Source organism: Arthrobacter sp. B055-34 (genome assembly GCF_059090425.1).
This window is the reverse complement of sequence record NZ_JBNHFQ010000006.1, coordinates 262791-287655: the sequence shown is the minus strand read 5'-3', so window position 1 is coordinate 287655 and position 24865 is coordinate 262791. Positions and strand designations below refer to the sequence as shown.

22 protein-coding genes are annotated in these 24865 nt (G+C 64.3%); 7 read left to right on the top strand and 15 right to left on the bottom strand.

All coding sequences use genetic code 11. The features are described from left to right. The first annotated feature begins 326 nt into the window (after positions 1-326). The 6 genes from tkt to pgl are packed head-to-tail and all read left to right on the top strand — an operon-like array spanning position 327 to position 8452. Entirely contained in the window at positions 327-2435 is a 2109-nt protein-coding gene (tkt, locus tag AC5RWO_RS13750; protein ID WP_498731973.1) for a transketolase, read from the top strand. 11 nt (positions 2436-2446) lie between these two features. Continuing rightward, the gene (tal, locus tag AC5RWO_RS13745; RefSeq protein ID WP_498731972.1) at positions 2447-3562 is read left to right on the top strand and encodes a transaldolase; all 1116 of its coding nucleotides are present in this window, start codon (positions 2447-2449) and stop codon (positions 3560-3562) included. Positions 3563-3566: 4 nt separating this feature from the next. Then, entirely contained in the window at positions 3567-5189 is a 1623-nt protein-coding gene (locus AC5RWO_RS13740; protein ID WP_498731971.1) for a phosphoglucose isomerase-related protein, read from the top strand. Further along, positions 5189-6733: a glucose-6-phosphate dehydrogenase gene (zwf, locus tag AC5RWO_RS13735; protein WP_498731970.1), complete on the top strand. Its 1545-nt coding sequence runs from the start codon at positions 5189-5191 to the stop codon at positions 6731-6733. Before AC5RWO_RS13740 ends, zwf begins: the two co-directional genes overlap by 1 nt. Continuing rightward, positions 6730-7671, top strand: a complete 942-nt coding sequence (locus tag AC5RWO_RS13730; protein ID WP_498731969.1) for a glucose-6-phosphate dehydrogenase assembly protein OpcA — start codon at positions 6730-6732, stop codon at positions 7669-7671. Before zwf ends, AC5RWO_RS13730 begins: the two co-directional genes overlap by 4 nt. Next, positions 7661-8452, top strand: coding sequence for a 6-phosphogluconolactonase (pgl, locus tag AC5RWO_RS13725; protein ID WP_498731968.1), 792 nt, complete (start codon positions 7661-7663; stop codon positions 8450-8452). The genes AC5RWO_RS13730 and pgl overlap by 11 nt, the downstream gene beginning before the upstream one ends. Before the next feature lie 49 nt (positions 8453-8501). Here the strand turns inward: pgl and AC5RWO_RS13720 are convergent, their stop codons facing one another. The 14 genes from AC5RWO_RS13720 to AC5RWO_RS13655 form a co-directional block, all read right to left on the bottom strand. Beyond that, entirely contained in the window at positions 8502-8879 is a 378-nt protein-coding gene (locus AC5RWO_RS13720) for an RNA polymerase-binding protein RbpA (protein WP_498731967.1), read from the bottom strand. A gap of 76 nt (positions 8880-8955) precedes the next feature. After that, entirely contained in the window at positions 8956-9207 is a 252-nt protein-coding gene (secG, locus tag AC5RWO_RS13715; protein WP_074702459.1) for a preprotein translocase subunit SecG, read from the bottom strand. Between the two features lie 14 nt (positions 9208-9221). Continuing rightward, positions 9222-10037 (bottom strand): triose-phosphate isomerase, encoded by an 816-nt coding sequence (tpiA, locus tag AC5RWO_RS13710; RefSeq protein ID WP_498731966.1) that lies wholly within the window; start codon positions 10035-10037, stop codon positions 9222-9224. A gap of 90 nt (positions 10038-10127) precedes the next feature. Beyond that, positions 10128-11366, bottom strand: coding sequence for a phosphoglycerate kinase (locus AC5RWO_RS13705; protein ID WP_498731965.1), 1239 nt, complete (start codon positions 11364-11366; stop codon positions 10128-10130). Positions 11367-11390: 24 nt separating this feature from the next. Further along, positions 11391-12401: a type I glyceraldehyde-3-phosphate dehydrogenase gene (gap, locus tag AC5RWO_RS13700; protein WP_498635362.1), complete on the bottom strand. Its 1011-nt coding sequence runs from the start codon at positions 12399-12401 to the stop codon at positions 11391-11393. Between the two features lie 205 nt (positions 12402-12606). Next, complete coding sequence (locus AC5RWO_RS13695) at positions 12607-13236, bottom strand: superoxide dismutase (RefSeq protein ID WP_498731964.1); 630 nt, start codon at positions 13234-13236, stop codon at positions 12607-12609. 142 nt (positions 13237-13378) lie between these two features. Next, positions 13379-14359: a DNA-binding protein WhiA gene (gene whiA, locus AC5RWO_RS13690; RefSeq protein WP_074702464.1), complete on the bottom strand. Its 981-nt coding sequence runs from the start codon at positions 14357-14359 to the stop codon at positions 13379-13381. Positions 14360-14381: 22 nt separating this feature from the next. Next, the gene (locus AC5RWO_RS13685; protein ID WP_498731963.1) at positions 14382-15416 is read right to left on the bottom strand and encodes a gluconeogenesis factor YvcK family protein; all 1035 of its coding nucleotides are present in this window, start codon (positions 15414-15416) and stop codon (positions 14382-14384) included. Then, complete coding sequence (rapZ, locus tag AC5RWO_RS13680; RefSeq protein WP_074702466.1) at positions 15416-16315, bottom strand: RNase adapter RapZ; 900 nt, start codon at positions 16313-16315, stop codon at positions 15416-15418. Before rapZ ends, AC5RWO_RS13685 begins: the two co-directional genes overlap by 1 nt. A gap of 56 nt (positions 16316-16371) precedes the next feature. Then, positions 16372-18414: an excinuclease ABC subunit UvrC gene (gene uvrC, locus AC5RWO_RS13675; RefSeq protein ID WP_498731962.1), complete on the bottom strand. Its 2043-nt coding sequence runs from the start codon at positions 18412-18414 to the stop codon at positions 16372-16374. Next, positions 18414-19082, bottom strand: coding sequence for a lysophospholipid acyltransferase family protein (locus tag AC5RWO_RS13670; protein WP_498731961.1), 669 nt, complete (start codon positions 19080-19082; stop codon positions 18414-18416). The genes uvrC and AC5RWO_RS13670 overlap by 1 nt, the downstream gene beginning before the upstream one ends. 4 nt (positions 19083-19086) lie before the next feature. After that, complete coding sequence (locus AC5RWO_RS13665) at positions 19087-19791, bottom strand: HAD hydrolase-like protein (protein ID WP_498731960.1); 705 nt, start codon at positions 19789-19791, stop codon at positions 19087-19089. Between the two features lie 72 nt (positions 19792-19863). Further along, positions 19864-22767: an excinuclease ABC subunit UvrA gene (uvrA, locus tag AC5RWO_RS13660; RefSeq protein WP_498731959.1), complete on the bottom strand. Its 2904-nt coding sequence runs from the start codon at positions 22765-22767 to the stop codon at positions 19864-19866. Between the two features lie 133 nt (positions 22768-22900). Then, positions 22901-23272 (bottom strand): GntR family transcriptional regulator, encoded by a 372-nt coding sequence (locus AC5RWO_RS13655; protein ID WP_498731958.1) that lies wholly within the window; start codon positions 23270-23272, stop codon positions 22901-22903. Positions 23273-23411: 139 nt separating this feature from the next. Here AC5RWO_RS13655 and AC5RWO_RS13650 point away from each other — a divergent pair, with 139 nt between their 5' ends. Continuing rightward, a complete protein-coding gene (locus tag AC5RWO_RS13650) occupies positions 23412-24050 on the top strand; it encodes an MBL fold metallo-hydrolase (RefSeq protein ID WP_498731957.1) in 639 nt (212 codons plus the stop codon). On the opposite strand, the gene AC5RWO_RS13645 is transcribed toward AC5RWO_RS13650, so the two are convergent. Beyond that, positions 24051-24824, bottom strand: a complete 774-nt coding sequence (locus tag AC5RWO_RS13645) for a trans-aconitate 2-methyltransferase (RefSeq protein WP_498731956.1) — start codon at positions 24822-24824, stop codon at positions 24051-24053. It lies immediately after the preceding gene. Positions 24825-24865: the final 41 nt, after the last annotated feature.

The window sequence follows — 24865 nt, the reverse complement described above, 5'->3', positions numbered from 1 at the left end:
GGCCAAAGTGCATCTTCATTATACGCTCTATCGCTTGTAGAAATCTCCCGGCATCCAGAACGGCCGCTGAACCGGATGCTCGCGGGCCGTGCTGTGTGTCCGACTGTTACTCATCCCACCCATGCACATCCTCTGTACGCGACCCGCTGAGACGCTAAGGTGGGACTTGATGGCCATGCGGACTGTGGCGGGCGCCATACCGGGCAAACCCCGGTGAAGCGCACGACGTCCGATGTAATGGCCACGTAGCAGTCTCATGACTGGAACTGCATGGGACCTTCATCCGGGTTCCTGCTGGCCGAACGATTAGAGAGGGGCCCGCAACGGTGCCACATACGGAAGAACTGTCCTGGACAGACCTGGACCAGCGCGCGGTAGATACCGTACGCGTACTGGCGGCAGACGCCGTGGAAAAGGTCGGCAACGGCCACCCCGGTACCGCAATGAGTCTGGCCCCGGCCGCGTATCTGATCTTCCAGAAGATGATGCGCCACGATCCGGCCGATCCGGCCTGGGTTGGCCGCGACCGCTTCATCCTCTCCCCCGGGCACACGTCGCTGACGCTCTACATCCAGCTTTTCCTCTCCGGCTACGGCCTGGAAATCGAGGACCTGCGCCGGCTCCGGACCTGGGACTCGCTGACTCCGGGACACCCCGAGTACGGCCATACTGCCGGCGTCGAAATCACCACCGGTCCGCTGGGCCAGGGCCTGGCGTCCGCGGTGGGCTTCGCGTACGCGCAGCGCCGCACCCGCGGTCTTTACGACGCAGACGCTGCCGTCGGCGAAAGCCCGTTCGACCACACCATCTGGGTCATCGCCTCCGATGGCGACCTGCAGGAAGGTGTGACGTCAGAAGCTTCTTCGCTGGCGGGGCACCAGGAACTGGGCAACCTCGTGGTGCTCTACGACGAGAACCACATCTCCATCGAGGACGACACCGACATTTCGTTCACGGAAGACGTGCTCAAGCGCTACGAGGCCTATGGCTGGCACACCCAGCGTGTGGACTGGACGAAGACGGGCGATTACAAAGAAGACATCGAGGAGCTGTACAACGCCCTCAAGGCCGCGAAGGCCGAAACCACCAAGCCTTCCATCATTTCGCTGCGGACCATCATCGGCTGGCCGGCACCGAAGAAGCAGAACACCGGCAAGATCCACGGCTCGGCCCTCGGCGCTGAAGAAGTTGCCGCGGTGAAGGAAGTCCTCGGCTTCGACCCGGAGCAGCGCTTCGAGATCGCTTCCGACGTGCTGGACCACGCGCGGCAGGTTGCTGCCCGCGGCAAGGAAGCCCGCGCCGAATGGGAGAAGAGCTACCAAGACTGGCGCCAGGCGAACGCTGACGCTGCCGCCCTTCTGGACCGGGTCCAGAAGTACGAACTTCCGCAGGGCTGGGAAGAAGCCCTGCCGGAGTTCGAGGCGGGCAAGGACGTCTCCACCCGGGCCGCCTCGGGCAAGGTGCTCAACGCCATCGGTCCGGTGCTGCCGGAACTGTGGGGAGGCTCGGCCGACCTGGCGGAGTCAAACAACACCACCATCGAGGGCTCCCCGTCATTTGTGCCGACCGGAAAGCAGACCGATGCCTGGTCCGGCAATCCGTATGGCCGGGTCCTGCACTTCGGAATCCGCGAACACGCGGCGGCGGCCATCGTCAACGGCATCGTGCTCAGTTCCAAGACGCGCGCCTTCTCCGGAACCTTCCTGATCTTCAGCGACTACCAGCGTCCGGCTATCCGGCTTGGCGCGCTGATGGGTGTGCCCTCGATCTATGTCTGGACCCACGACTCGATCGGTCTGGGTGAGGATGGCCCCACGCACCAGCCGGTGGAGCAGTTGGCGAGCCTTCGCGCGATCCCGGGTCTCGACGTCGTCCGCCCTGCTGACGCCAACGAGGTAGCGCAGGCCTGGAAGACGATTCTGGAAAACCATGAGCACCCGGCCGGCATCGTGCTGACCCGCCAGAACCTGCCGGTCTTCGACCGCGGCGAGGGCGGATTCGCTACTGCCGACAATGTTGCCAAGGGCGCCTACGTCCTGGCTGAAGCCCAGGCCGAAGGATCCGACGTGCAGCCGCAGGTCATCCTGCTGGCTACCGGTTCCGAGGTCCAGCTAGCGGTCGAGGCGCGCGAGGCGCTGCAGGCCGACGGCGTTGCCACCCGGGTAGTCTCCGTTCCCTGTGTGGAATGGTTCGACAGGCAGGACCAGGCATACCGCGAGTCCGTGCTGCCTGCCGAGGTCAAGGCACGCGTTTCCGTCGAGGCGGGAATCGCCCAGAGCTGGCACCGCCTGGTGGGCGACGCCGGACGTTCGGTCAGCCTTGAACACTACGGCGCTTCTGCCGACTACAAGACGCTGTTCCGCGAATTCGGCATCACGGCCGAGGCTGTTGTAGCCGCTGCCCGTGAGTCGCTCGCCCAAGCCACTGCCTCTTAAGGAGATCCCCCATGTCAAACAAGAACACCCAGGCCCTCTCCGACGCCGGAGTCTCTATCTGGCTTGATGACCTGTCCCGCGAACTGATCACCTCGGGCTCGCTCAAGGCTCTGATCGCGGAGAAGAACGTTGTCGGCGTGACGACCAATCCGTCCATCTTCGCCGCCGCGCTTAAGGACGGCGAGTCCTATGCTTCGCAGGTAGAGGAACTCGCTATCGAGGGTGCGGACGTCGACTCGGCGGTCTTCGCCATCACGACGGACGACGTTTCGGAAGCCTGCGATGTCTTCTCTGGGCTCTCGCGGGCCACCGGCGGCGTTGACGGCCGTGTGTCCATCGAAGTGGATCCCCGCCTTTCCCGCGATACCGCAGGAACGATTGCTGAGGCCAAGAAGCTCCATGCCAAGGTCAACCGCAGCAACGTGCACATCAAGATTCCCGCTACGGTGGAAGGTCTTGAAGCCATCACCGCCACGCTCGCGGAAGGCATCAGCGTCAACGTCACGCTGATCTTCTCCCTGGAGCGCTACCGCGAAGTCATCAACGCGTTCATGCTCGGGCTGGAGCAGGCCAAGGAAAACGGCCACAAGCTCTCGCACATCCACTCGGTTGCTTCCTTCTTCGTGTCCCGCGTGGACGCCGAGATCGACAAGCGCCTGAATGCGGTCGGCACGGACGAGGCGAAGGCACTCAAGGGCAAGGCCGGCATCGCGAATGCGCGGCTGGCCTACCAGATCTACGAAGAGCAGTTCAGCAGCGAGCGCTGGCAGGTCCTGGCCGAGGCCGGAGCAAAGCCGCAACGTCCCCTCTGGGCGTCCACTGGTGTCAAGGACCCGTCCTACCCGGACACGATGTACGTGACCGAACTCGTAGCCAAGGGCGTTGTCAACACCATGCCGGAGAAGACACTCGAAGCCATGGTTGACCACGGCGAAGTCACTGGAGACACCGTTTCCGCCACCTACGCCGATGCCAACAAGGTCCTCGATGCAGTGGATGCCCAGGGCATCTCCTATAAGGAAGTTGTTGAGCAGCTCGAGGAAGAGGGACTGGATAAGTTCGTAGTCAGCTGGAATGAGCTGCTGGGAACCGTCCGCACCGCCCTGGACGACGCGGGACAGGACTAAGCGGATGGGGTCGTTGTCATTCCAGGCATCGGGCGCCGCGCTGGCAGCCGTTGACCAGCACGTGCCCAAACTGGCCGAGAATAAAGTGGCCTCGCGGATAGCTGCCAAGGACCATACGCTTTGGGGTCCCGACGCCGAACCGGAGGCATCAATCCGTCTGGGGTGGGTCGAGGCCGTAGAGGTTTCCCGGCCGTTGATCCCTCGGATTCTGAAGCTGCGTGACGAACTGCGCACCGAGGGCGTGACGCGTATTGTGCTCGCAGGCATGGGCGGTTCCTCGCTCGCGCCCGAGGTCATCAGCAACACGGCCGGCGTCGAACTGACCGTCCTGGACAGCACCGATCCCCAGCAGGTCGCCGCCGCGTTGGCCGAACGTTTGAGCGAAACCGCGATCGTGGTGTCTTCCAAGTCCGGTTCCACCGTGGAAACGGATTCGCAGCGGCGCGTTTTTGAAAACGCGTTCAAGCAAGCAGGCATTAATGCGGCCGAGCGGATCATCGTCGTGACGGATCCCGGCTCCCCCATGGACTCCGCGTCCAGGGAAGCCGGGTACCGTGCCGTCTTCAACGCGGACCCGAACGTCGGCGGACGCTACTCTGCGCTCACCGCCTTTGGCCTGGTTCCGTCGGGTCTTGCCGGCGTGGATATCGACGCACTGCTCGCCGACGCGGAAGAGGCAGCCGAGATACTGTCCGACGACGCGGCGGAAAACATGGCGTTGGCCTTGGGCGCTGCCCTCGGTGGTACCGAGCCTCTCCGCAACAAGATCGTCATTACGGATGAAGGCTCCGGCATCGTTGGCTTCGCCGACTGGGCGGAGCAGCTGATAGCCGAATCGACGGGTAAGCAAGGAACCGGAATCCTGCCGGTAGTCGTGGAGCCCGAAGCGCCGGAGCTGTCGATGGATACGGCAGATGTGCTGGTCATCCGGCTGGTAGACACCGAGGCGGACATCGAACTGGGCGCCAACGAAGTAGCGGTTGCGGGCAGCCTCGGCAGCCAGCTCCTGCTGTGGGAGTACGCCACCGTGGTCGCCGGGCTGCTGCTGGGCATCAACCCCTTCGACCAACCGGATGTGGAAGCGGCCAAGACTGCTGCCCGAGGAATGCTGGACGAACGTCCGGAAACACCGGAACCTGCGGCCGTGGACCGTGCCGTGGAAATCCGTGCCAACGGCACATGGCTCAAGGGCGCCGGCACGGTGGCCGAAGCCCTCGAGGCGCTGCTGGCAACCCTCGACACGGACAGCTACCTCAGCGTGCAGGCGTATCTGGACCGGTTTGGCCAGGCAGAGCTGGCGCAGCTGAGGCCGCGTCTGGCGGTGCTGGCCCAACGCCCGGTCACCTTTGGCTGGGGTCCTCGTTTCCTGCATTCCACCGGGCAATTCCACAAGGGTGGCCCGGCCGTGGGCGTGTACCTGCAGATCACCGGGGCCAGCGATGAAGATGTCCGGATTCCGGACCGTCCGTTCACTTTCGGGGAGCTGATTTCCGCACAGGCAGCAGGCGATGCACAGGTCCTTATTGACCATGGCCGGCCGGTCCTTAGGCTCCATTTCACGGACCGCGAGGCAGGAACGAAACAGCTGCAGGAGGCCGTGGCCTCCCTCTCCGACGGAAAGCCCTAATGCCAGGAACTGAAAGTGCGCGGCGCGTCAATCCTCTTCGGGACCCGCGGGACAGACGGCTGAACCGGATCGCGGGTCCCTCCTCGCTGGTACTCTTCGGCGTGACCGGGGACCTGTCGCGGAAGAAGCTCATGCCCGCGGTGTATGACCTTGCGAACCGGGGGCTGCTGCCGCCGAGCTTTGCACTGGTCGGTTTCGCCCGGCGTCCCTGGACGGACGAGGACTTCGCCGCGGAGGTCAAGGCCTCCGTGCAGCAATATGCACGCACCCCCTTCAACGAGGACGTGTGGACCCAGCTGTCCGGGGGCATCCGTTTCGTCCAGGGCGAGTTCGGGGATGCCGAAGCCTTCGCCCAGTTGAAGCAGACCGTGGCGGACCTGGATGAGCAGCGAGGGACTCAGGGCAACCATGCCTTCTACCTGTCCATCCCGCCCAAGGACTTCGAGCAGGTGTGCCAGCAGTTGTCTGCCAACGGGCTGGCGCAAGCGGAGCCGGGGACCTGGCGTCGCGTCGTGATCGAAAAGCCGTTCGGCCACGACCTCGAGTCCGCACGCGAGCTGAACAATATTGTCGAGTCGGTCTTCCCGCCGGACTCGGTCTTCCGCATCGACCATTATCTGGGCAAAGAGACGGTCCAGAATATCCTGGCATTGCGCTTTGCCAACCAGATGTTCGAGCCGCTGTGGAATGCCAACTTCGTGGACCATGTCCAGATCACCATGGCCGAGGACATCGGAATCGGCGGCCGCGCGGGTTATTACGACGGCGTGGGCGCCGCCCGCGATGTCATCCAGAACCACCTGCTTCAGTTGCTGGCCCTGACCGCCATGGAAGAGCCGATCTCCTTCAACGCCGAGGACCTGCGGACCGAGAAGGAAAAGGTCCTGGCCGCGGTAAGGCTGCCCGAGGACCTGTCCACGCACTCGGCTCGGGGACAGTACACCGGCGGCTGGCAGGGCGGCGAAAAGGTCAAGGGATATCTGGAGGAGGAGGGGTTCAATCCGGATTCCACTACTGAGACGTATGCTGCCCTGCGACTGGATATCCATACCCGTCGCTGGGCCGGGGTGCCGTTCTACCTCCGGGCGGGTAAGCGCCTCGGACGTCGGGTGACGGAAATCGCCGTCGTGCTCAAACGCGCGCCTAACCTACTCTTTCGAGACCACAACGACGACGATTTCGGCCAGAATGCCGTGGTTATCCGGGTCCAGCCGGACGAAGGGGCAACCATCCGATTCGGTTCCAAAGTACCCGGGACACAGATGGAAGTCCGCGACGTCACGATGGATTTCGGCTATGGACACGCCTTTACCGAATCCAGCCCCGAGGCCTATGAACGCCTGATCCTGGACGTGCTGCTGGGAGAACCGCCGCTGTTCCCCCGGCATCAGGAGGTGGAGCTCTCCTGGAAGATTCTCGATCCATTCGAGGAATATTGGGCACGCAGCGGCACCAAGCCCGAGACCTACTCACCCGGAAGCTGGGGACCGGCCTCGGCCGATGAACTCCTCGCCCGCGACGGACGCACCTGGAGAAGGCCGTGATTGTTGACCTGCTTGATACGACCTCGTCCAAGGTCTCCAAGGAAATCGTCGCCATGCGCGAACGCGGTGGCGTTGTTGCGCTCGGCCGCGTTCTGACCTTGGTGGTGCTGACTAGTGCCGGCCACGAGGAAACCGCCATTCAGGCCGCCAACGTGGCCAGTCGTGAACACCCCTGCCGGATCATCGTCCTGGTCGATGCCGGAGCGGCCGAAGCGACGAGGCTTGACGCACAAATCCGGGTAGGCGGCGATGCGGGCGCCTCCGAGGTCGTCGTCCTGTATGGGCACGGCCAGCTGGCCACAGAGAGCGAATCCCTGGTGTCGGCCCTGCTGCTACCCGATGCCCCCATCGTCGCCTGGTGGCCGCACGGCATGCCCGAGGCTGCGTCCGCCACCTCGATCGGCAGGATTGCCCACCGCCGGATCACGGACTCGGCGAACGAGCCGGATCCCAAGACAGCGCTGGACTCGCTGCGGCGCACCTATGCAGCCGGTGATACGGACTTGGCTTGGACGCGTCTGACGAACTGGCGCATCCAACTGGCAGCGGTACTCGATCAGGTGGATCACTCCCCCGTGACCTCCGTTGCTGTGGAAGGCGCATCCGACTCCCCCAGCACGGTGCTGCTGGCAGCCTGGCTGACGCTGGCCTTAGAGGCTCCGGTGACCATCATCGAAGACCCCGCCGGCACCGGTATCCGGGGCGTGCGTCTATGTCGGCCCAAGGGCGACATCCGGATCCTCCGGCCAGGCCTTAGCGTCGCGGAGCTGATCCAACCGGGCCAGCCCGTTCAGCGCATTACCCTCCCCCGCCGATCCGTGGAAGAGTGTCTGGCAGAGGAACTGCGCAGACTCGACCCGGACGAAGTCTTCGGGGAGGTCATTACCGAAGGTCTGCCCCGCACGAATCTAAGGAGTGTACGCCGCAGTGAACGCTGAACCAGTTCTCCACGTCCATCCCGATCAGGAAATCCTTGCCGCTGCAGCAGCGCGCAGATTGGTCGGCCGGCTGGCGATTGCCCAGCGCGAACGCGGTGAAGCCACCGTGGTCCTCACGGGCGGTACCTTGGGCATTAATACGCTCAAGGCGGTCGCGGCCGAACCGTCCCGTACGGACGTGGATTGGAGCCGGGTGAACTTCTGGTGGGGCGATGAACGTTTTGTGGCCAAGAACAGCCCGGACCGCAACGAACTGCAGGCACGGCAGGCACTGCTGGATCTGATCGAGGTAGATGAGTCGCGGGTTCACCCGTTCGGCTCCGCCGACGAGCACGCCACGCCCTTCGACGCTGCCGCTGCCTACGCTGACGAGCTCCGCGAAGCCGCCCGGTTGGAAGGCGGCGACGGCGCGGCGCAAGTCCCGACGTTCGACGTTCTGTTGCTGGGCGTGGGCCCCGATGCCCACATTGCATCGCTGTTTCCCGAAATGGCGGGCATTCGCGAGGAAGAGCTCACTGTTGTCGGCGTGGAGAACTCGCCCAAACCGCCGCCGGAGCGTGTATCCCTGACCCTGCCCGCCATTAACTCCGCAACGGAAGTCTGGCTAGTAGTCGCAGGCGACGACAAGGCCGGAGCCGTCGGACTGGCACTTGCCGGAGCCGGTCCGGTGCAGGTTCCCGCGGCCGGACCAAAGGGCCGCCAAGAGACGTTGTGGATGCTGGACCAGGCCGCCGCGAGCCAGCTCCCGGAATCGCTGCTGGCTGGCGGGGAGACGTTCTAGCCGTTGTGGTGATCGCGGCGACCGCCGGACCGTACTTCGGCAAGCATGGCTAGCTTGGTGCGGTCCGGTGTCGTCGCAGTTCCGCCAAAGCGCGGTCCAAGGCCTCAGCCGCCTCCGCCGGTGTGCGGCGCTCCTTGACATACTCCAGGTGGCTTTTGAAAGGTTCATCGCCGCTGCGTTGAACCAACAGTCCGCGTTCGCGCCCTGCTGTCTGCCCACATTTGGGACAGTCCCAGGACTGGGGAATCTCTGCTTCCGTCAGGTCAGCAAAAACGGGGACGGTCTCGTGGCCCTGGGGACACCAGTAGCGGACGGGTACCTTGCGGACGAGATTGTGCGAGCGTCCGGAGTTGGCCTGCCATCCGGCGAGCCCTGCGCCTGTGACTGAGCCGACCCGGACTGCGCGCAGCCCATGCGAGGGGTGCATGACGTTCATCTCCGGTCGATTGAGTAGATCTGGAACCAGTCTACGACCGGCCGGAGACAAACGGGAGAAAACTTCCTTATGCCTCGGCGCCGAAACGCATAATGAGCCCAAGGGCAACAATGACCGCACCCCATGTCAGGCCGAGAATAACGGTGAACCGGTTGAGGTTCTTCTCGGCGACACCAGAAGAACCCAGGGAAGTGGTCATTCCGCCACCAAACATGTCGGACATGCCGCCGCCACGGCCTTTATGCAGCAGAATCAGCAAGGTTAGCAACAGACTGGTGATGCCCAGCAGGATTTGCAACGTGATCTTAAGAGCGTCCACAGTCGCCTTTCGAGTTAGTCCGTCACCAAGTGGTGTTCGAACCTGACAATATTAGCAAATTCGGCGGCGTCCAAGCTGGCGCCACCCACGAGCAGGCCGTCGACGTCCCGTTCCTTCAGGATCGAGGCGGCGTTGGCAGCCTTGACCGAGCCACCGTACAGCAACCGAACGCCGGCGGCCGTGGCGTCGTCGTACAACTTGGCGATTTCGGCGCGGATCGCGGCGCACATTTCCTGGGCGTCCTGCGGGCCGGCAACCTCGCCGGTCCCGATTGCCCACACCGGCTCATAGGCAATGACAAGTCTGGCCGCATCGTCCGCGCCAAGCCCGGCGAGATCCGCGCGTACCTGCTCCAAGGTGTGGGCAACGTGGTTGCCGGCCTGACGCACCTCGAGGCCCTCGCCGACACAGAGCACGGGCACCAGCGAGTGGCGGTAGGCGGCCTTCACCTTGGCATTGAGCAGCTCGTCGGACTCGCCATGGATGGTCCGCCGCTCGGAGTGACCCACCAGCACATAACGGCAGCCCAGCTTGGCGAGGAACTGTCCGGAAATGTCCCCGGTGTAGGCGCCAGAGTCGAACTGGGAAAGATCCTGGCCACCGTAAACGATCTTGAGGTCGTCGCCCCGGACCAGGGTCTGGGTGCCGCGCAGGTCGGTGAAGGGAGGGAAGACCGCCACTTCCGTCCGGCTGTAGTCGTGCCGGGCGTCGCTGAGCGTCCACGCCAGTTTCTGCAGCAGGGTGATGCCCTGGACATGGTCCATGTTCATCTTCCAGTTGCCGGCGATCAGCGGTGTGCGGTCAAACTTGCCGTTGGTCGAGGTGGTCACAAAGGTCTCCAGTCATGTCGGTGCATGCAGCGCGGGTTCCGCAAGCGGTTCCCACGCTGCACGGGTGCAGGTGGTTGGCGCGGTGCGCGCCTAGCGGTCCAGGGCGGTGAGTCCGGGCAGCGCCTTGCCCTCGAGGTACTCCAGGCTGGCCCCGCCGCCGGTGGAGATATGGCCGAAAGCGTTGTCGTCGAAGCCCAGGCTCCGCACTGCCGACGCCGAGTCCCCGCCGCCGACAACGGTGAATCCGTCGCTGCCTGTCAGCGCCTTGGCCACGGTCCGGGTGCCGTGGGCGAAGGCGTCGAATTCGAAGACACCCATCGGCCCGTTCCAGAACACGGTGTTGGCCGAGTGGATCTGCTGGGCGAATGCCTCGGCCGAATCGGGGCCGATGTCCAGGCCAATGCCGCTGGCACCGAACCGCGAACCTTCCATCTCGTCGGCCCGGACCACTTCGTGCGCCGCGTCGGCAGCGAACTTCTCGGCCACGACGATATCCGTCGGCAGGATGAAGTTGCAGCCGCTCTCCTTGGCCTTGGCCAGGTAGCCGCGCACGGTGTCCAGCTGGTCTTCCTCCAGCAGGCTCGCGCCGACCTTGTACCCCTGCGCCGCAAGGAAGGTGAACACCATTCCGCCGCCTACCAGGATGTAGTCCGCCCGGCCCAACAGATTGTCGATCACGGCGAGCTTGTCCGAGACCTTGGAACCGCCCAGGACGACCACGTAGGGCCGCTGCGGCGCGTCGGTCAGACGTGTGAGGACCTCGAGCTCGGTCCGGACCAGATCGCCTTGGAAGGCGGGCAGCTTGGCCGCGATGTCGAATACGCTCGCATGCTTGCGGTGCACGGCGCCGAAGGCATCGTCAACGTAGGCGCCGTTACCGTCCGTCAGAGCAGCGAGCTCTTCGGCAAACGCCTGCCGCTGCGCGTCGTCCTTGCTGGTTTCCCGCGCATCGAAACGGAGGTTCTGCAACACCAGCACCTCTCCGTCCTGCAGGTCCGCCGCCAGTGACTTCGCATTGTCGCCCACGGTATCTTCGGCAAACTTGACGGTGAACGGGGCAAGATCTTTCAGCCGTACGACGGCGGGGCGCAGCGAGTACCGCTCCTCCGGCTCACCCTTGGGGCGGCCCAGGTGGGCCATCACGATGACACGCGCCCCTGCTTCGGCCAGCTTCTGCAGGACGGGCAGGGATGCGCGGATCCGTCCGTCGTCGGCGACAGCGAGGGAATCCCCTTCGCCTTCCAGCGGAACGTTCAGATCCGAGCGGACCAGGACGTGGCGTCCGCGGACGCCTTCGGCGAGCAATTCATCAAGAGCGCGTGCAGTCATACCTACCCTTAGCGGTTAGCGAAGTCAGCTGAGTTTGGAAGAGACCAGTTCGGTCAAATCCACCAGGCGGTTGGAGTAGCCCCATTCATTGTCGTACCACGCGACTACTTTGACCTGGTTACCAATAACCTTAGTCAGTCCGGAGTCGAAGATCGAAGATGCCGGGTCTGTGACGATATCGGACGACACCAGGGGATCCTCCGAGTAGGTCAGGATGCCGGCCAGCCGTTCCTCGCCTGCGGCCGCCTTGTAAGCCGCATTGACCTCTTCGGCGGTGACTTCCCTGGACACGGTGGCGGTCAGGTCCGTCGCCGAGCCGGTAGGTACCGGAACGCGGATTGCGTAACCGTCCAGTTTGCCCTTGAGCTCGGGCAGGACCAGGCCGATGGCCTTCGCGGCTCCGGTGGAGGTGGGAACAACGTTGATTGCCGCGGCGCGGGCACGGCGGAGATCGCGGTGCGGGCCGTCCTGGAGATTCTGGTCCGCCGTATACGCGTGGATGGTGGTCATCAGGCCACGCTCGATGCCGAACTTTTCGTGCAGGACCATAGCGAGCGGACCAAGGCAATTGGTTGTACAGGAGGCGTTGGAGATGATGTGGTGCGATCCGGCGTCGTAATCCTTCTCGTTGACACCCATCACTACGGTGAAGTCCGCGCCGGAGGCCGGGGCGGAAACGATGACCTTCTTGGCGCCGGCGTCGATGTGCTTCTTGGCGTCCTCCGCTTTGGTGAAGAACCCGGTGGACTCGATCACGATATCCACGCCGAGGTCCTTCCACGGCAGCTGGGCGGGGTCCTTCTCCCCCAGCACCTTGACGATTTGTCCGGCCACGACCAGGTCGCCGTTTTTGAGTTCGATGCTTTCGGACAGGCGTCCCATGACGCTGTCGTACTTGAGCAAATGGGCCAGGGTCTTGGCGTCCGTCAGATCATTGACTGCCGCTATTTCCAGATCGGCGCCCTGAGCCAGCGCTGCCCGGAAAAAATTGCGGCCGATACGTCCGAAACCGTTGATTCCAACACGAGTTGTCACAGTTCTAGCTCCTTGATAGGCGGTAGCCGGATTTGTGCGCCGGCCCTTCCTCGGGACCCTTTGCTGGTCCTTGACGTGCCGCTGGCCTCCTTTTCCTCCCAGAGTACGGAAAAGTCCGGAAGGCAGCCGTCCCGATGCATAGCATCGTGACGGGCCTCCCGGACTTCATCTTACGCAGTTCGGACCGCGTGAGAAGCGTTCCTTGCTACTTTCCGAGGGTCACCAGGGACGAAGCACCCTTGCGTGCAGCTCCGAGGCGTTCTGCTACGTCCGCCCAGTTCACGATGTTCCAGAAGGCCTTGACATAGTCGGCCTTGACGTTGACGTAGTCCAGGTAGAACGCGTGCTCCCACATGTCCAGCATCAGCAGCGGAATGGTGCCGACCGGGACGTTGCCCTGCTGATCGTAGAGCTGCTCGATGATGATGTTGCCGCCCAGCGGCTCGTACGCCAGTACGGCCCAGCCCGATCCCTGCAGGCTCAGTGCGGCGGCATTGAAGTGTCCACGGAACGCGTCAAAGGAGCCGAAGGCGTCGTCCAGCGCTGCGGCCAGCTCGCCCTCGGGCTTGTCGCCGCCTTCCGGAGACAGGTTGTTCCAGAAGATGGAGTGGTTGGTGTGGCCGCCCAGGTGGAAGGCGAGATCCTTGGAGAGCTTCGGGATGTTGCCGAACTCACCCTTGTCACGGGCCTCGGCCAACTGCTCCAGCGCGGTGTTGGCGCCGGCAACATAGGTCGCGTGGTGCTTGCTGTGGTGCAGCTCCATGATCCGGGCGGAGATATGCGGCTCCAGCGCTGCGTAGTCGTAGTTGAGTTCGGGCAGTACGTACTTGCTCACGAATATCCTCCGTTTAGTTCGGCGGCCGGCATGCGGCCGTGATCGGATTGATCATCCGGGCAGCGGACCCGCCCGGAAAATTATCTTGTTCCCAAAGCCTCCCCGGGCCAACGCCCGGACATCCCCATCCTAAGCACACGTCCTACTCATCGAACATCTCCGGAGTCACATTCGCGTCCGTCCCCGGAATGCCCATGTCCGAAGCGCGCTTGTCCGCCATCGCCAGCAGGCGCCGGATCCGCCCGGCGATGGCATCCTTGGTCATGGGCGGGTCGGCCAGGCGACCCAGCTCATCCAGGCTGGCCTGCTTGTGCGCCACGCGCAGTTCACCGGCATACCTGAGGTGCTCGGGAACATCATCACCAAGAATCTCCAGCGCGCGGTCCACCCGTGCCCCAGCGGCGACAGCAGCCTGGGCCGAACGGCGAAGGTTCGCATCATCGAAATTCGCCAGCCGGTTGGCCGTGGCCCGAACCTCTTTGCGCATCCGCCGTTCTTCCCAGACCATGAGTGCATCGTGGGCCCCCATGCGGGTCAGCAGCGCGGCGATGGTGTCGCCGTCCCGGATAACCACGCGGTCCACACCCCTGACCTCCCGCGCCTTGGCGGTGATGTCAATGCGGCGGGCGGCGCCGACCAAGGCCAATGCGGCCTCGGGACCGGGACAGGTCACTTCGAGGGAGGATGAACGGCCCGGTTCGGTCAGTGACCCGTGCGCCAGGAACGCTCCGCGCCAAACCGCCTCGGCGTCGGCTGCGGAGCCATTTACGACTACCGAAGGCAGCCCGCGGACCGGACGTCCGCGGGCATCGAGCAGCCCCGTCTGGCGGGCCAGCGATTCCCCGTCGCGGACGACACGGACCACGTAGCGGTTGCCGCGGCGCAACCCGCCGCCGGAGACGACGATGATTTCACTGCCGTGGCCGTAGACCTCGGCAATGGCAGCACGTAGGCGCCGTGCCGTGGAGGCAAGATCAACTTCGGCCTCGATGACTATCCGGCCTGAGATGATGTGAAGCCCGCCGGCAAAGCGAAGCATCGTCGAGACTTCGGCCTTCCGCACCTGGGACTTCTTGATGTCAAGGCGTGAAAGTTCATCCTTGACTGCTGCAGTCAGCGCCATGCACCCTGTCCTAACTTATGTCTTACTGTCCCGCGAAAATGTCATGGTAGGCCGTTGCGAGCCTTAACGGGTCATGTACGGCATGACCGCCGGGAGTTCCCACTCTACCCAAGACAACGCGCGCTCCGAGCCCGGCGGCCGCGGCTTCGAACCGTGCACGGTCCCCAATGGTGTCCGGATCTGCGAGCACGACGTCAAACTTCAGCTCCGGGGCATACCGCTGCACCACGGACAGATGGTCCGCTGCGGTCATCCCGGACGTTTCCTTGGTATCCATGGCAAGATTCATGGTCAGGATCCTCCGTGCGCTGGTCCGGCACAGGGCGTCCCGCAGCTGCGGGAGCATCAAATGCGGCAGCACCGAGGTGTACCAGGAGCCCGGCCCGAGGATCACCCAGTCGGCGGTCTCAATGGCCTGGAGGGCCTCGGTACAGGCCGGCGCATCGTCCGGTATCAGCCGCACATCGTTGACATGCGTATTCCGACCGGCTTCCGCAAGCCTGGACTGGCCGGAAATCGTCACGTTGCGCAGCCGCCCGCCGGGTTCCTCCGTCAGCACGTCGCCTTCGATGGTCAGCGGGACGGTCGCCATCGGCAGCACCTGGCCGCGTGCCCCCAACAGTGCTCCGGCCCATTGCAGACCGGCAACCGGGTCCCCCAGCAGTTCCCACAAGGTGACGATCAGCAGGTTGCCGACCGCGTGGTTGTCCAGGCTGCCTTCAACGTTGTCCAGGGACTTGAACCGGTGCTGCATCACGTCCCGCCACGTCTGCCCCCATTCGGTGTCGTCGCACAACGAGGCAAGCGCCATCCGCAGGTCGCCCGGCGGGAGGACACCAAGCTCGCGGCGAAGACGGCCGGAGGACCCGCCGTCGTCCGCCACGGTCACCACTGCCGTCAGTTCCGTGGTCAGCAGCCGCAGGGCAGCCAGCGACGCCGACAGTCCATGGCCGCCGCCCAGGGCCACGACGGACGGCGGATTCTGTCCGCGGACGCTTCCCGGCCGGTCCGTCTGCGGCAGCGGTACGCGCGGAAGCGGGCCCGTCAAAAGGGCCACTATTCGCGCCCCAGATCCCGATGCTGCACCGCAACTTTCACGCGCGGCAGCTGGGCAAGCCGTTTGGCCAGCTCTACAGCCACGGCGACGGAGCGGTGTTTGCCTCCGGTGCAGCCGACGGCGATCGTCGCGTAGTGCTTGTTCTCGCGGCGGTACCCTTCGAGCACCGGTTCGAGTGCATCAACGTAGCGCTTGATGAATTCCTCCGCCCCGGATTCCTGCAGGACGAATTCACTGACCTGCCGTTCCAGCCCTGTGTGCGGGCGGAGCTCGGGAATCCAGTGCGGATTGGGGATGAAGCGCGCGTCGGCCACAAAGTTCGCGTCCACCGGAAGGCCGTACTTGAAGCCGAAGCTCATTACGTTCAACCGCAGCACGATCGGGCCGGAGTCGGAAAAGAGCTCGGTGATGTTGGTCGCAAGGGCGTGGACATTCATGTCGGTCGTGTCCAGGACCAGGTCGGAGGCGTCCTTGAGCCTGGCCAGGAGCTCGCGTTCCGCCGTGATACCGTCCGAAATCCGGCCGTCACCCTGCAGCGGATGCGGCCGCCGGCCTTGTTCGAAACGGCGGACCAGCACGTTGTCCGCGGCATCCAGGAAGATGACCCGGTAGTTGATGCCGCTGGATTTCAGCCCGTTCAGCGACTCGCGGATATCGCGGAACAGGTTTTGGCTGCGCACATCAACAACGACGGCGAGCCGCGGCATCGATTCGGGCATGCGCGAGACAAGCTCGGCCAGCGTGCCGAGCATTTGCGGCGGGAGGTTGTCCACGACATACCAGCCGTGGTCTTCGAGCGCGTGCGCGGCGGTGGTACGGCCTGCGCCCGACATACCCGTGACCACCAGCAGTTCGGATTCCACCGGTTTGATCGGCGTGAAATCCTCTTCGTCTGACATTGAGCCGTCCTGTTCTTAGATTCGTCCCGCGGCCTTGCACGGGTTTCCTAGCCTAGCTAAGATTCGATGATTTCGCCGGTCGCCATGTTGACCGCCGGTGCCTCAGCGGCAGGTTCCGCCGCCGGATGGAGCTGCCGTTTGATGGAGGCGGCCAGGGCAGGACCGACGCCGGGTACCGCCTGGAGTTCCTCGGTGCTGGCGGCCTTGAGTTTCTTGGCCGAGCCGAAGTGCTTGAGCAGCGCCTGGCGCTTGGCCGGCCCCAGCCCCTGGATCCCGTCCAGTACCGACACGGTCATCGACTTTCCGCGCTTCTGGCGGTGGTAGTTAATCGCGAAGCGGTGAGCTTCGTCCCGGATCCGCTGGAGCAGATACAGGCCGTGCGATGCACGGGGCAGGATGACGGGGAAGTCGTCGTCCGGAAGCCAGACTTCTTCCAGCCTTTTGGCCAGTCCGACCACGTAGACATCGGTGATCCCCAGATCGGCCAAGGCGCGGGAGGCGGCCGAAACCTGCGGCGGCCCGCCGTCCACCACGACCAGATTCGGTGGATAGGCGAACTTGGTGCGCGGCGCCGGCGTCGTCGTATCCGTCAATACACCGTCCCCGGCGGGAACGCCGTTGGAGTCGATGACATCGGCAGCCAAGGGTGCTTTCGTGCCTCCCGGCGCCGTGGCTGCCTCGGGTTCGGGGACCGCCGTCTTGTCCGCCAGATAGTTCCGGAACCGGCGGCTGATGACGTCGTACATCGCGGAGGTGTCGTCCCGCGCGGCATCGCCGGTAATGGAAAACCGCCGGTAGTCAGACTTCTTGGGCAAGCCGTCCTCAACGACCACCATGGAGGCCACAACGTTGGTTCCCTGGACATGCGAAATGTCGTAGCACTCGATGCGCAGCAGGGCCACGGGCAAGTCGAGCGCCTCCTGCAGCTCCTGCAGCGCGGCGGAGCGGGTGGTCAGATCTCCGGCGCGGCGGCTCTTGTGCAGTGCCAGCGCCTGGGTGGCGTTCTCCTGCACGGTGCCGAGCAGCGCGGCCTTGTCGCCGCGCTGGGGCACCCGCAGTTCGACCTTGCTGCCGCGCAGGCCGCGCAGCCACTCCTCCAGCTCGGGCCGGTTCTCCGGCTCGACGGGCAGCAGCACCTGCTTGGGGATCCTGTCCGGTCCCTCGCCGTCGCCGTAGACCTGCTGCAGCAAGTGCTCGGTCAGGTCGGCCGGGGACGCGTCCTCGACCTTTTCGACAACCCAGCCGCGCTGGCCCCGGATCCGCCCGCCGCGGACGTGGAAAACCTGGACCGCGGCCTCCAGCTCGTCTTCGGCCAGCGCGAAAATGTCCGCGTCCGTGTCCTCGCTGAGCACCACTGCATTGCGTTCGAAGACGCGCTTGAGGGCAGCAATGTCGTCGCGGTACCGTGCCGCCGATTCGTAGTCGAGCTCGGCAACGGCGGCGTTCATCTTCTGTTCCAGTGCACGGATGAAACGGTCGGCTTCACCGCCCATGAAAGCGCAGAACTCGGCGGCGAGGGCCTTGTGGTCTTCAGGGGAAATCCGCCCGACACACGGTGCGGAGCACTTGTCGATGTAGCCTAGCAGGCATGGCCGGCCGGTCCGCTGGGCACGGTTGAAGACGCCAACGCTGCAGGTGCGGACCGGGAACACGCGCAGCAGCGTGTCGACGGTTTCCCTGATCGCCTTGGCCGGATAGAACGGGCCGAAGTACTTTGTGCCCTTCCGCCGGTCCCCGCGCATGACCTGCACGCGCGGGAACTTCTCGGACATGGTGACAGCGAGGTAGGGGTAGGACTTATCGTCCCGGAACATGATGTTGAACCGGGGCGTAAACTCCTTGATCCAGGTGTACTCGAGCTGGATGGCCTCCAATTCGCTGCCGACCACGGTCCATTCGACGGACGCCGCGGTATGCACCATTGCCCGGGTGCGCGGCATGAGTCCGTCGGGATTTGCGAAGTAGCTGTTGAGGCGGGACCGGAGGTTCTTGGCCTTACCCACGTAGATGACGCGCTTGTTGTCATCCCGGAACCTGTACACCCCGGGCTGGGTAGGGATCTCCCCCGGCTTCGGCCGGTAAGACGAGGGCAGTGCCATTACTGTGCCTGTTTGGATTGGTTGTAGGTGCCGGCCCGTTCCTGCCCGCTCAGTTTGGCAATGGCGTCCATGATCTTATCTGTGGCGGCACGGCGGGCAGGCAGGGAATGCCCCGGGCCCGTCTTGTCGAAATACAGCGGCGCGCCGACCTTCAAAGTGAAATGCTGCGGCTTAATCATCTTCTTGTCCGCTGGCTGGAGCCTGTCGGTTCCGATCAGTCCCACCGGCACCACGGGAGCACCGGTGGTCAGGGCAAGCCAGCCAACCCCTGTTCTTCCACGGTACAACAGACCGTCGCGGGAGCGGGTGCCTTCGGGATAGATGCCGAACGCCTCCTTCCGCTCAAGAATTTCCACAGCTGTCTGCAGCGCCGCAACGCTGGCGGCCTGTTCCCCGCGTTCCACCGGAACGGAGCCAACGCTGTTGAAGAACCAGCGCATCGCGGAGCCCTTCGGCCCCTTCGCGGTGAAGTACTCGGCCTTCGCAAAGAACGCCACCTTGCGCGGCATCAGGGCCTGGACGATGATGCTGTCGAAAAACGACTGGTGATTCGGGGCGACGATGACCGGGCCCTCCGGCGGGAAGTTTTCCAGCCCCTCGACCGTGGGCCGGCAGGTTCCGGAGATCACGGAACGGAACGCAGCACGAGTGCCTTCGAAAAATTCCATTCCCTTACCTCTCCGTTCCTTGTGTGGCGGCCGCTTGCTGTAGTGCCAGTTCCTCCGCTAGTTCCCGGGTATTGACGACGACGGCGGCAGCACCGGCGGCTTCCAGCTCACCGTCGGCCGCAAATCCCCAGCCAACTCCAATAGCCGGGATCCCGTGGTGGACCGCGGCAATGATGTCGTAGTGCCGGTCCCCCACCATCACCACGCTGCCATAGGCCCCGGCGTACTGTCGCAAAGCCTCTGCCAGAATCGGGATTTTGCCTGCATCGGCTGCGGCACTGCTGCCCGGATCGTCAAAGCCTGCGCCATGGATGCTGTCGAAATAGGGGGTCAATCCCTGTACACGCAGTAGTTCGTCCGCGATCGGAGTGGGCTTCTGCGTAGCAACTGCCAGGATGGTGCCTTCGGTCTTCAACTGCCGCAGCAGCCCTTCCACTCCGGGATAAACATGGCTGGCTGCCATCCCGGAGAGGCGGTACTCGGTCCGGTAGAGCCTAATGACTTCAGCCAGGTCGCTCTCCGGAACACCCGCCTTCTCCCGCAGGGACTGTCCCAACGGCGGACCGACCATGGAATCGAGGACGTCCTGCTGCGGGACCGGCAGGCCGGCGAGCTGCAGGGCTCGGCTGATACCCCCGGTGATGGCCCCCGCGGGATCCACCAGAGTCCCGTCAAGGTCAAAGAGAACCAGCGCCGGCAAAGAAGTCACCTAGGCATTTTTCCATACCTTGAACGTTATGCGTTACACGCATTCCCTTCGACGTATATACCGCAGTGCCAATCAGGCCGTTTCGAGCACCTCCGCGAGGAACCGTCCGGTATGGCTGACCTCCGCCTTCGCCACCTGTTCAGGAGTGCCGGCTGCAATAATCCGGCCGCCGCCGGAACCTCCGTCCGGCCCAAGATCCACTACCCAGTCGGCACTCTTGATGACATCCAGGTTGTGTTCGATGGTGATGACGGTGTTGCCCTTGTCCACCAATGACTGGAGTACCAGCAACAGCTTGCGGATGTCCTCGAAGTGCAGCCCGGTGGTGGGTTCGTCCAATACGTAGATACTCCGGCCGTTGCTTCGCTTCTGCAGCTCGCTCGCGAGCTTCACCCGCTGCGCTTCGCCGCCGGAGAGGGTGGTAGCGGGCTGGCCGAGCCGGACGTACCCCAAACCGACGTCCACCAGGGTATTCAAGTGGCGGGCAATCGGGGTGAAAGCCGCGAAGAATTCCGCACCTTCCTCGATCGGCATGTCCAGCACATCCGCAATGGTCTTGCCCTTGTAATGGACTTCAAGGGTTTCGCGGTTGTACCGGGCGCCGTGGCAGACCTCGCAGGGCACATAGACGTCCGGCAGGAAGTTCATCTCGATCTTCAGTGTGCCGTCACCGCTGCAGGCTTCACAGCGTCCGCCCTTGACGTTGAACGAGAACCGTCCGGGTTGGTAGCCGCGCACCTTGGCCTCGTTGGTTTCGGCGAAGAGCTTACGGATATTGTCGAAGACACCGGTGTAGGTGGCCGCGTTGGACCGCGGCGTGCGGCCGATCGGACTCTGGTCGACGTGGATGACCTTGTCCAGGTGCTCGAGTCCCTCGACCCGCGTATGCCGGCCGGCGACCTGCTTGGCCCGGTTGAGCTTGTTGGCCAGTACCTTGTACAGGATGTCATTGACGAGGGTGGACTTTCCGGAGCCACTCACCCCGGTGACCGCGGTGAAGACGCCAAGCGGGAAGACCGCGTCGATGCCCTGCAGGTTGTTTTCCCGGGCAGCAACCACCTTGAGCTGCCGCTTCTTATCGATCTTGCGGCGCTTGGCGGGGATGTCGATACGGCGCCGGCCGGCCAGGTAATCACCGGTAATGGACTGCTCATTATCCAGCAGTTCCTTGAGCGAACCGGAATGGACTATCTGGCCTCCGTGCTCGCCCGCGCCCGGACCGACGTCGACAATCCAGTCGGCTTCGCTGATGGTGTCCTCGTCGTGCTCGACCACGATCAGTGTGTTGCCAAGGTCGCGCAGGCGGGTCAGGGTTTCGATCAGCCGGCGGTTGTCGCGCTGGTGCAGGCCGATGGATGGCTCGTCCAGAACGTAGAGCACGCCGACGAGGCCGGAACCGATCTGTGTGGCCAACCGGATGCGCTGCGCTTCACCACCCGACAGGGTGCCGGCAGCGCGTTCGAGGTTCAGGTATGAGAGGCCTACGTCCAGCAGGAAGCGAAGCCGGGCCTGGATCTCGATGAGCACCTGCTGGGCAATTTGTGCCTCGCGCGGCGTCAGCTCCAGTGAATCCAGGAAGTCGCGGCATTCCTGCAGCGGCATCGCAGACACTTCGGCAATGGACCTGCCGTTGATGAGCACCGACAGGGACGCCGGGTTCAGGCGCGCGCCCTTGCACTCGGGACAGGGAACCTCCCGCATGTACTGCTCGTAACGGTCCCGCGCATTGTCGGACTCGGTTTCCAGGTGCTTGCGGTGGATGTACTGCACCGCACCTTCGAAACCGGTGCTGTACTTGCGTTCGCGGCCAAACCGGTTGCGGTACTGAACCACCACCTTATGGTCCTTGCCGTAGAGCACCGCCTTGCGCGCTTCCTTGGACAGCTCATTGAAGGGAACGTCCATGGAGAATCCGAGTTCATGGGACAGACCTTCAAGCAGCCGGTTCCAGTACTGCTGCGTTGCCGTGCCCAAGGCCCAGGGCGCGATCGCGCCGTCGCCGAGGCTGAGCTCCGGGTCCGGAACGACCAAGTCTTCGTCCACCTCGAGCTTGCTGCCGATGCCGGTGCAGACCGGGCAGGCACCGAACGGATTGTTGAACGAGAAGGACCGCGGCTCGACTTCATCAATGGCCAGCGGGTGCTCATTGGGACAGGCAAGGTGCTCCGAAAAGGCCCGGGTACGTCCCGGATCACTTTCGTCCAGGTCCACAAAGTCTGCCAGCACACGGCCCTCGGCCAGGCCCAGCCCGGTCTCTATCGAGTCGGTCAGCCGCTGCTGGATGCCGTCCTTGACCACCAGCCGGTCGATGACCACTTCGATGGTGTGCTTGAACTGTTTGCCGAGCTTGGGCGGCTCCGACAGCTGGATCAGTTTGCCGTCCACCTTGGCGCGGGAGTAGCCCTTGGCGGAAAGTTCCTTGAACAGGTCCACGAACTCGCCCTTGCGCCCGCGGACTACCGGGGCGAGGATCTGGAAACGGGTACCGCTCTCAAGCTCCAGCAACTGATCCACAATCTGCTGCGGAGTCTGCCGTGTCACCGGCTGGCCGCACACCGGGCAGTGCGGGCGGCCTACACGCGCCCAAAGCAGGCGCATGTAGTCGTAGATCTCGGTGATCGTGCCCACCGTGGAACGGGGGTTCTTGCTCGTCGATTTCTGGTCGATGGAAACTGCCGGGGAAAGGCCTTCAATGAAGTCGACATCCGGTTTGTCCACCTGGCCCAGGAACATGCGTGCATAGGCCGACAGCGATTCGACATAGCGGCGCTGCCCCTCCGCGAAGATCGTATCGAAGGCCAGGGAGGACTTGCCGGAACCGGACAGCCCGGTGAATACGATCATGGAATCCCTGGGCAGGTCCAGGTCGACATTGCGCAGGTTGTGCTCCCGCGCGCCCTTCACGACCAGCCGGGATAGGTCCGTCCGGGCATCCTCGTGGGATCCGGGTCCAGTTGATTCAGTCGCTTTTAGCACGGTTTCCACTCTAATCGAAAGTCCGTTCGAAAATGTATTGCGTTCAGCACATCGGTGCGCACGCGGACGATAGTTGTCCGCGTTGCCTCAACGCTGACTGGGCTTCTTTCTCTGGCTCGGCCGGTCCGCTGGATCAGCGTTCCAGGGCTGCCTTGACCGCGGCCAAGGCAGTCTTCACCGTGGCACCCTGTGCCCGGGCCGTCTCGGCGAACGTGGCGGCGGCCTCGGCCAGCAGCCGCGAGGACTCGTCCCCGCCGGCACTGATCACGGTGCCGGCCCGGCCGCCGGTCGTCACCCGGCCGGCCGTCTCCAGTTCCCGGTAGGCGCGGGCTACGGTGTTAGGCACAATGCCGAGATGGTCCGCCAGCCGCCGCACCGGCGGCAGCTTGGTTCCGATAGCCAACTCCCCGCCGTCGGACGCCTCGATAATGCGCAGGCGCAGTTGCTCGAACAGCGGCACCGAGCTCTGCTTGTCCAGCCGCCAGTCGAATTGGTCAGCTTCCATGTACCGCTGCCTGCCCTTCTGCAATTGTCCGTTCCCGGACCCATCGAATTTACGCCAGTTTCCCCACGGTGGACAAGGACTTTCACTCTGGGCGCAGACCCGGCCCGGGCAACCGCGGGCCTGTGATTAGACTGGGCGCATGTGGGAACTCGATGACATCACCATCCGCTCGGCGTCCGTCAGCGAGATGGACAACAACGTCTATGTGATCACGGCCAAGGGCACCGGCACACAGGTGCTTATCGACGCCGCGGACGATCTGCCCGCCATCGAAAAGCTGCTGGCCGAAGGGGCGCAGGACAGCCCGGCTCCCGCCAAAGTGGCAATGATCATCACCACTCACAGCCACTGGGACCATGTGCGCGCCCTTGCCGGGACGGTGAAACTCACCGGCGCCCGCACCGCGGCCGGATCCGAAGACATCGCGCAGATCGAGGTTCCCACCGACGTCGCACTCGATCACGGCGACGTCGCGGAATTCGACGGGTTCTCGCTGGAGGCCATCAAACTGCGCGGCCACACGCCCGGCTCGGTTGCCCTCCTGTACCGCAACGCGCACGGGCCCTCGCACCTGTTCACCGGGGACTCGCTGTTCCCGGGAGGCGTTGGCAACACCCAGCAGGACCCGCAGCGCTTCGCCTCGCTGATTGACGACGTCGAACGCCGCCTTTTCGGCTACCTGCCGGACGACACGGTGGTCCACCCGGGCCACGGCAAAGGCACCACGCTCGGCGCCGAACGGCCGCATCTGGCCGAATGGCGCGAGCGGGGCTGGTAGTCAGCGCTTGCGCGCAACGCAGAAGATCCGCCTGAAGGGGAAGACCGTTCCGTGCGGCCCGGCCGGATAGGCATGGCGCAGCGCCTCGGCATATTCCGTCTCGAATTCGGAGGCCTCCTGGGGTTCCAAGGCGGCGAGCACCGGGCGTAAGCCCGTCCCCCGGACCCACTCCAGCACCGGATCCGTCCCCTGCAAGACGTGGAAGTAGGTGGTCTCCCAGGCATCGGCTTCGAATCCTGCCTCCAGCAGCAGCGCGAGGTAATCCGCGGGCTCGCTGACGGCATCTTCGTGCCGGAGTACGCCGTCGAGCCGGGAATGCCACTTGCCGGAGGCCGCCTGTCGGCGCATCAGCACGTGCGACGGCGCCGAAAAGTTGCCGGGAACTTGGAACGCCAGCCACCCGCCGGAGCCCAGCGCTGACGCCCACTCACGCAGCAGGTCCTGGTGCCTCGGAAGCCACTGGAGGGCCGCGTTGGAGACGAGCACATCCAGATCCTCCGGCGGAGTCCAGGCTGCGATGTCGCCGACCTCGAAATCCAGGTTCTGCGGTTGTGAAGCGGCACTGGCTGCGGCGATCATGACCGCGGACGAATCCAGTCCCGTCACCCGCGTCCTGGGCCAGCGGTCCGCAAGCGCCGCGGTCAGGCTGCCCGGACCGCAGCCCAGGTCCACCACCCGGCGCGGCTCCTCGGCGGCGATCCTGCCGGTCAGGTCGAAGAAGGGGCGGCTGCGGTAATCCGCAAACTCGGCGTACTTGGACGGATCCCATTTCATGTCCCCAGCCTACGGCTGCCGCTGCCCCAGTCCCCCGGCGG

What these genes read in the sequence shown, in the direction of transcription:
- tal (WP_498731972.1), top strand. Translation starts at nt 2,447, where the DNA reads ATGTCAAACAAGAACACCCAGGCCCTCTCCGACGCCGGAGTCTCTATC.
- AC5RWO_RS13740 (WP_498731971.1), top strand. Translation starts at nt 3,567, where the DNA reads ATGGGGTCGTTGTCATTCCAGGCATCGGGCGCCGCGCTGGCAGCCGTT.
- zwf (WP_498731970.1), top strand. Translation starts at nt 5,189, where the DNA reads ATGCCAGGAACTGAAAGTGCGCGGCGCGTCAATCCTCTTCGGGACCCG.
- AC5RWO_RS13720 (WP_498731967.1), bottom strand. Translation starts at nt 8,879, where the DNA reads ATGCACCCCTCGCATGGGCTGCGCGCAGTCCGGGTCGGCTCAGTCACA.
- AC5RWO_RS13705 (WP_498731965.1), bottom strand. Translation starts at nt 11,366, where the DNA reads ATGACTGCACGCGCTCTTGATGAATTGCTCGCCGAAGGCGTCCGCGGA.
- whiA (WP_074702464.1), bottom strand. Translation starts at nt 14,359, where the DNA reads ATGGCGCTGACTGCAGCAGTCAAGGATGAACTTTCACGCCTTGACATC.
- rapZ (WP_074702466.1), bottom strand. Translation starts at nt 16,315, where the DNA reads ATGTCAGACGAAGAGGATTTCACGCCGATCAAACCGGTGGAATCCGAA.
- uvrC (WP_498731962.1), bottom strand. Translation starts at nt 18,414, where the DNA reads ATGGCACTGCCCTCGTCTTACCGGCCGAAGCCGGGGGAGATCCCTACC.
- AC5RWO_RS13670 (WP_498731961.1), bottom strand. Translation starts at nt 19,082, where the DNA reads ATGGAATTTTTCGAAGGCACTCGTGCTGCGTTCCGTTCCGTGATCTCC.
- AC5RWO_RS13655 (WP_498731958.1), bottom strand. Translation starts at nt 23,272, where the DNA reads ATGGAAGCTGACCAATTCGACTGGCGGCTGGACAAGCAGAGCTCGGTG.
- AC5RWO_RS13650 (WP_498731957.1), top strand. Translation starts at nt 23,412, where the DNA reads ATGTGGGAACTCGATGACATCACCATCCGCTCGGCGTCCGTCAGCGAG.
- AC5RWO_RS13645 (WP_498731956.1), bottom strand. Translation starts at nt 24,824, where the DNA reads ATGAAATGGGATCCGTCCAAGTACGCCGAGTTTGCGGATTACCGCAGC.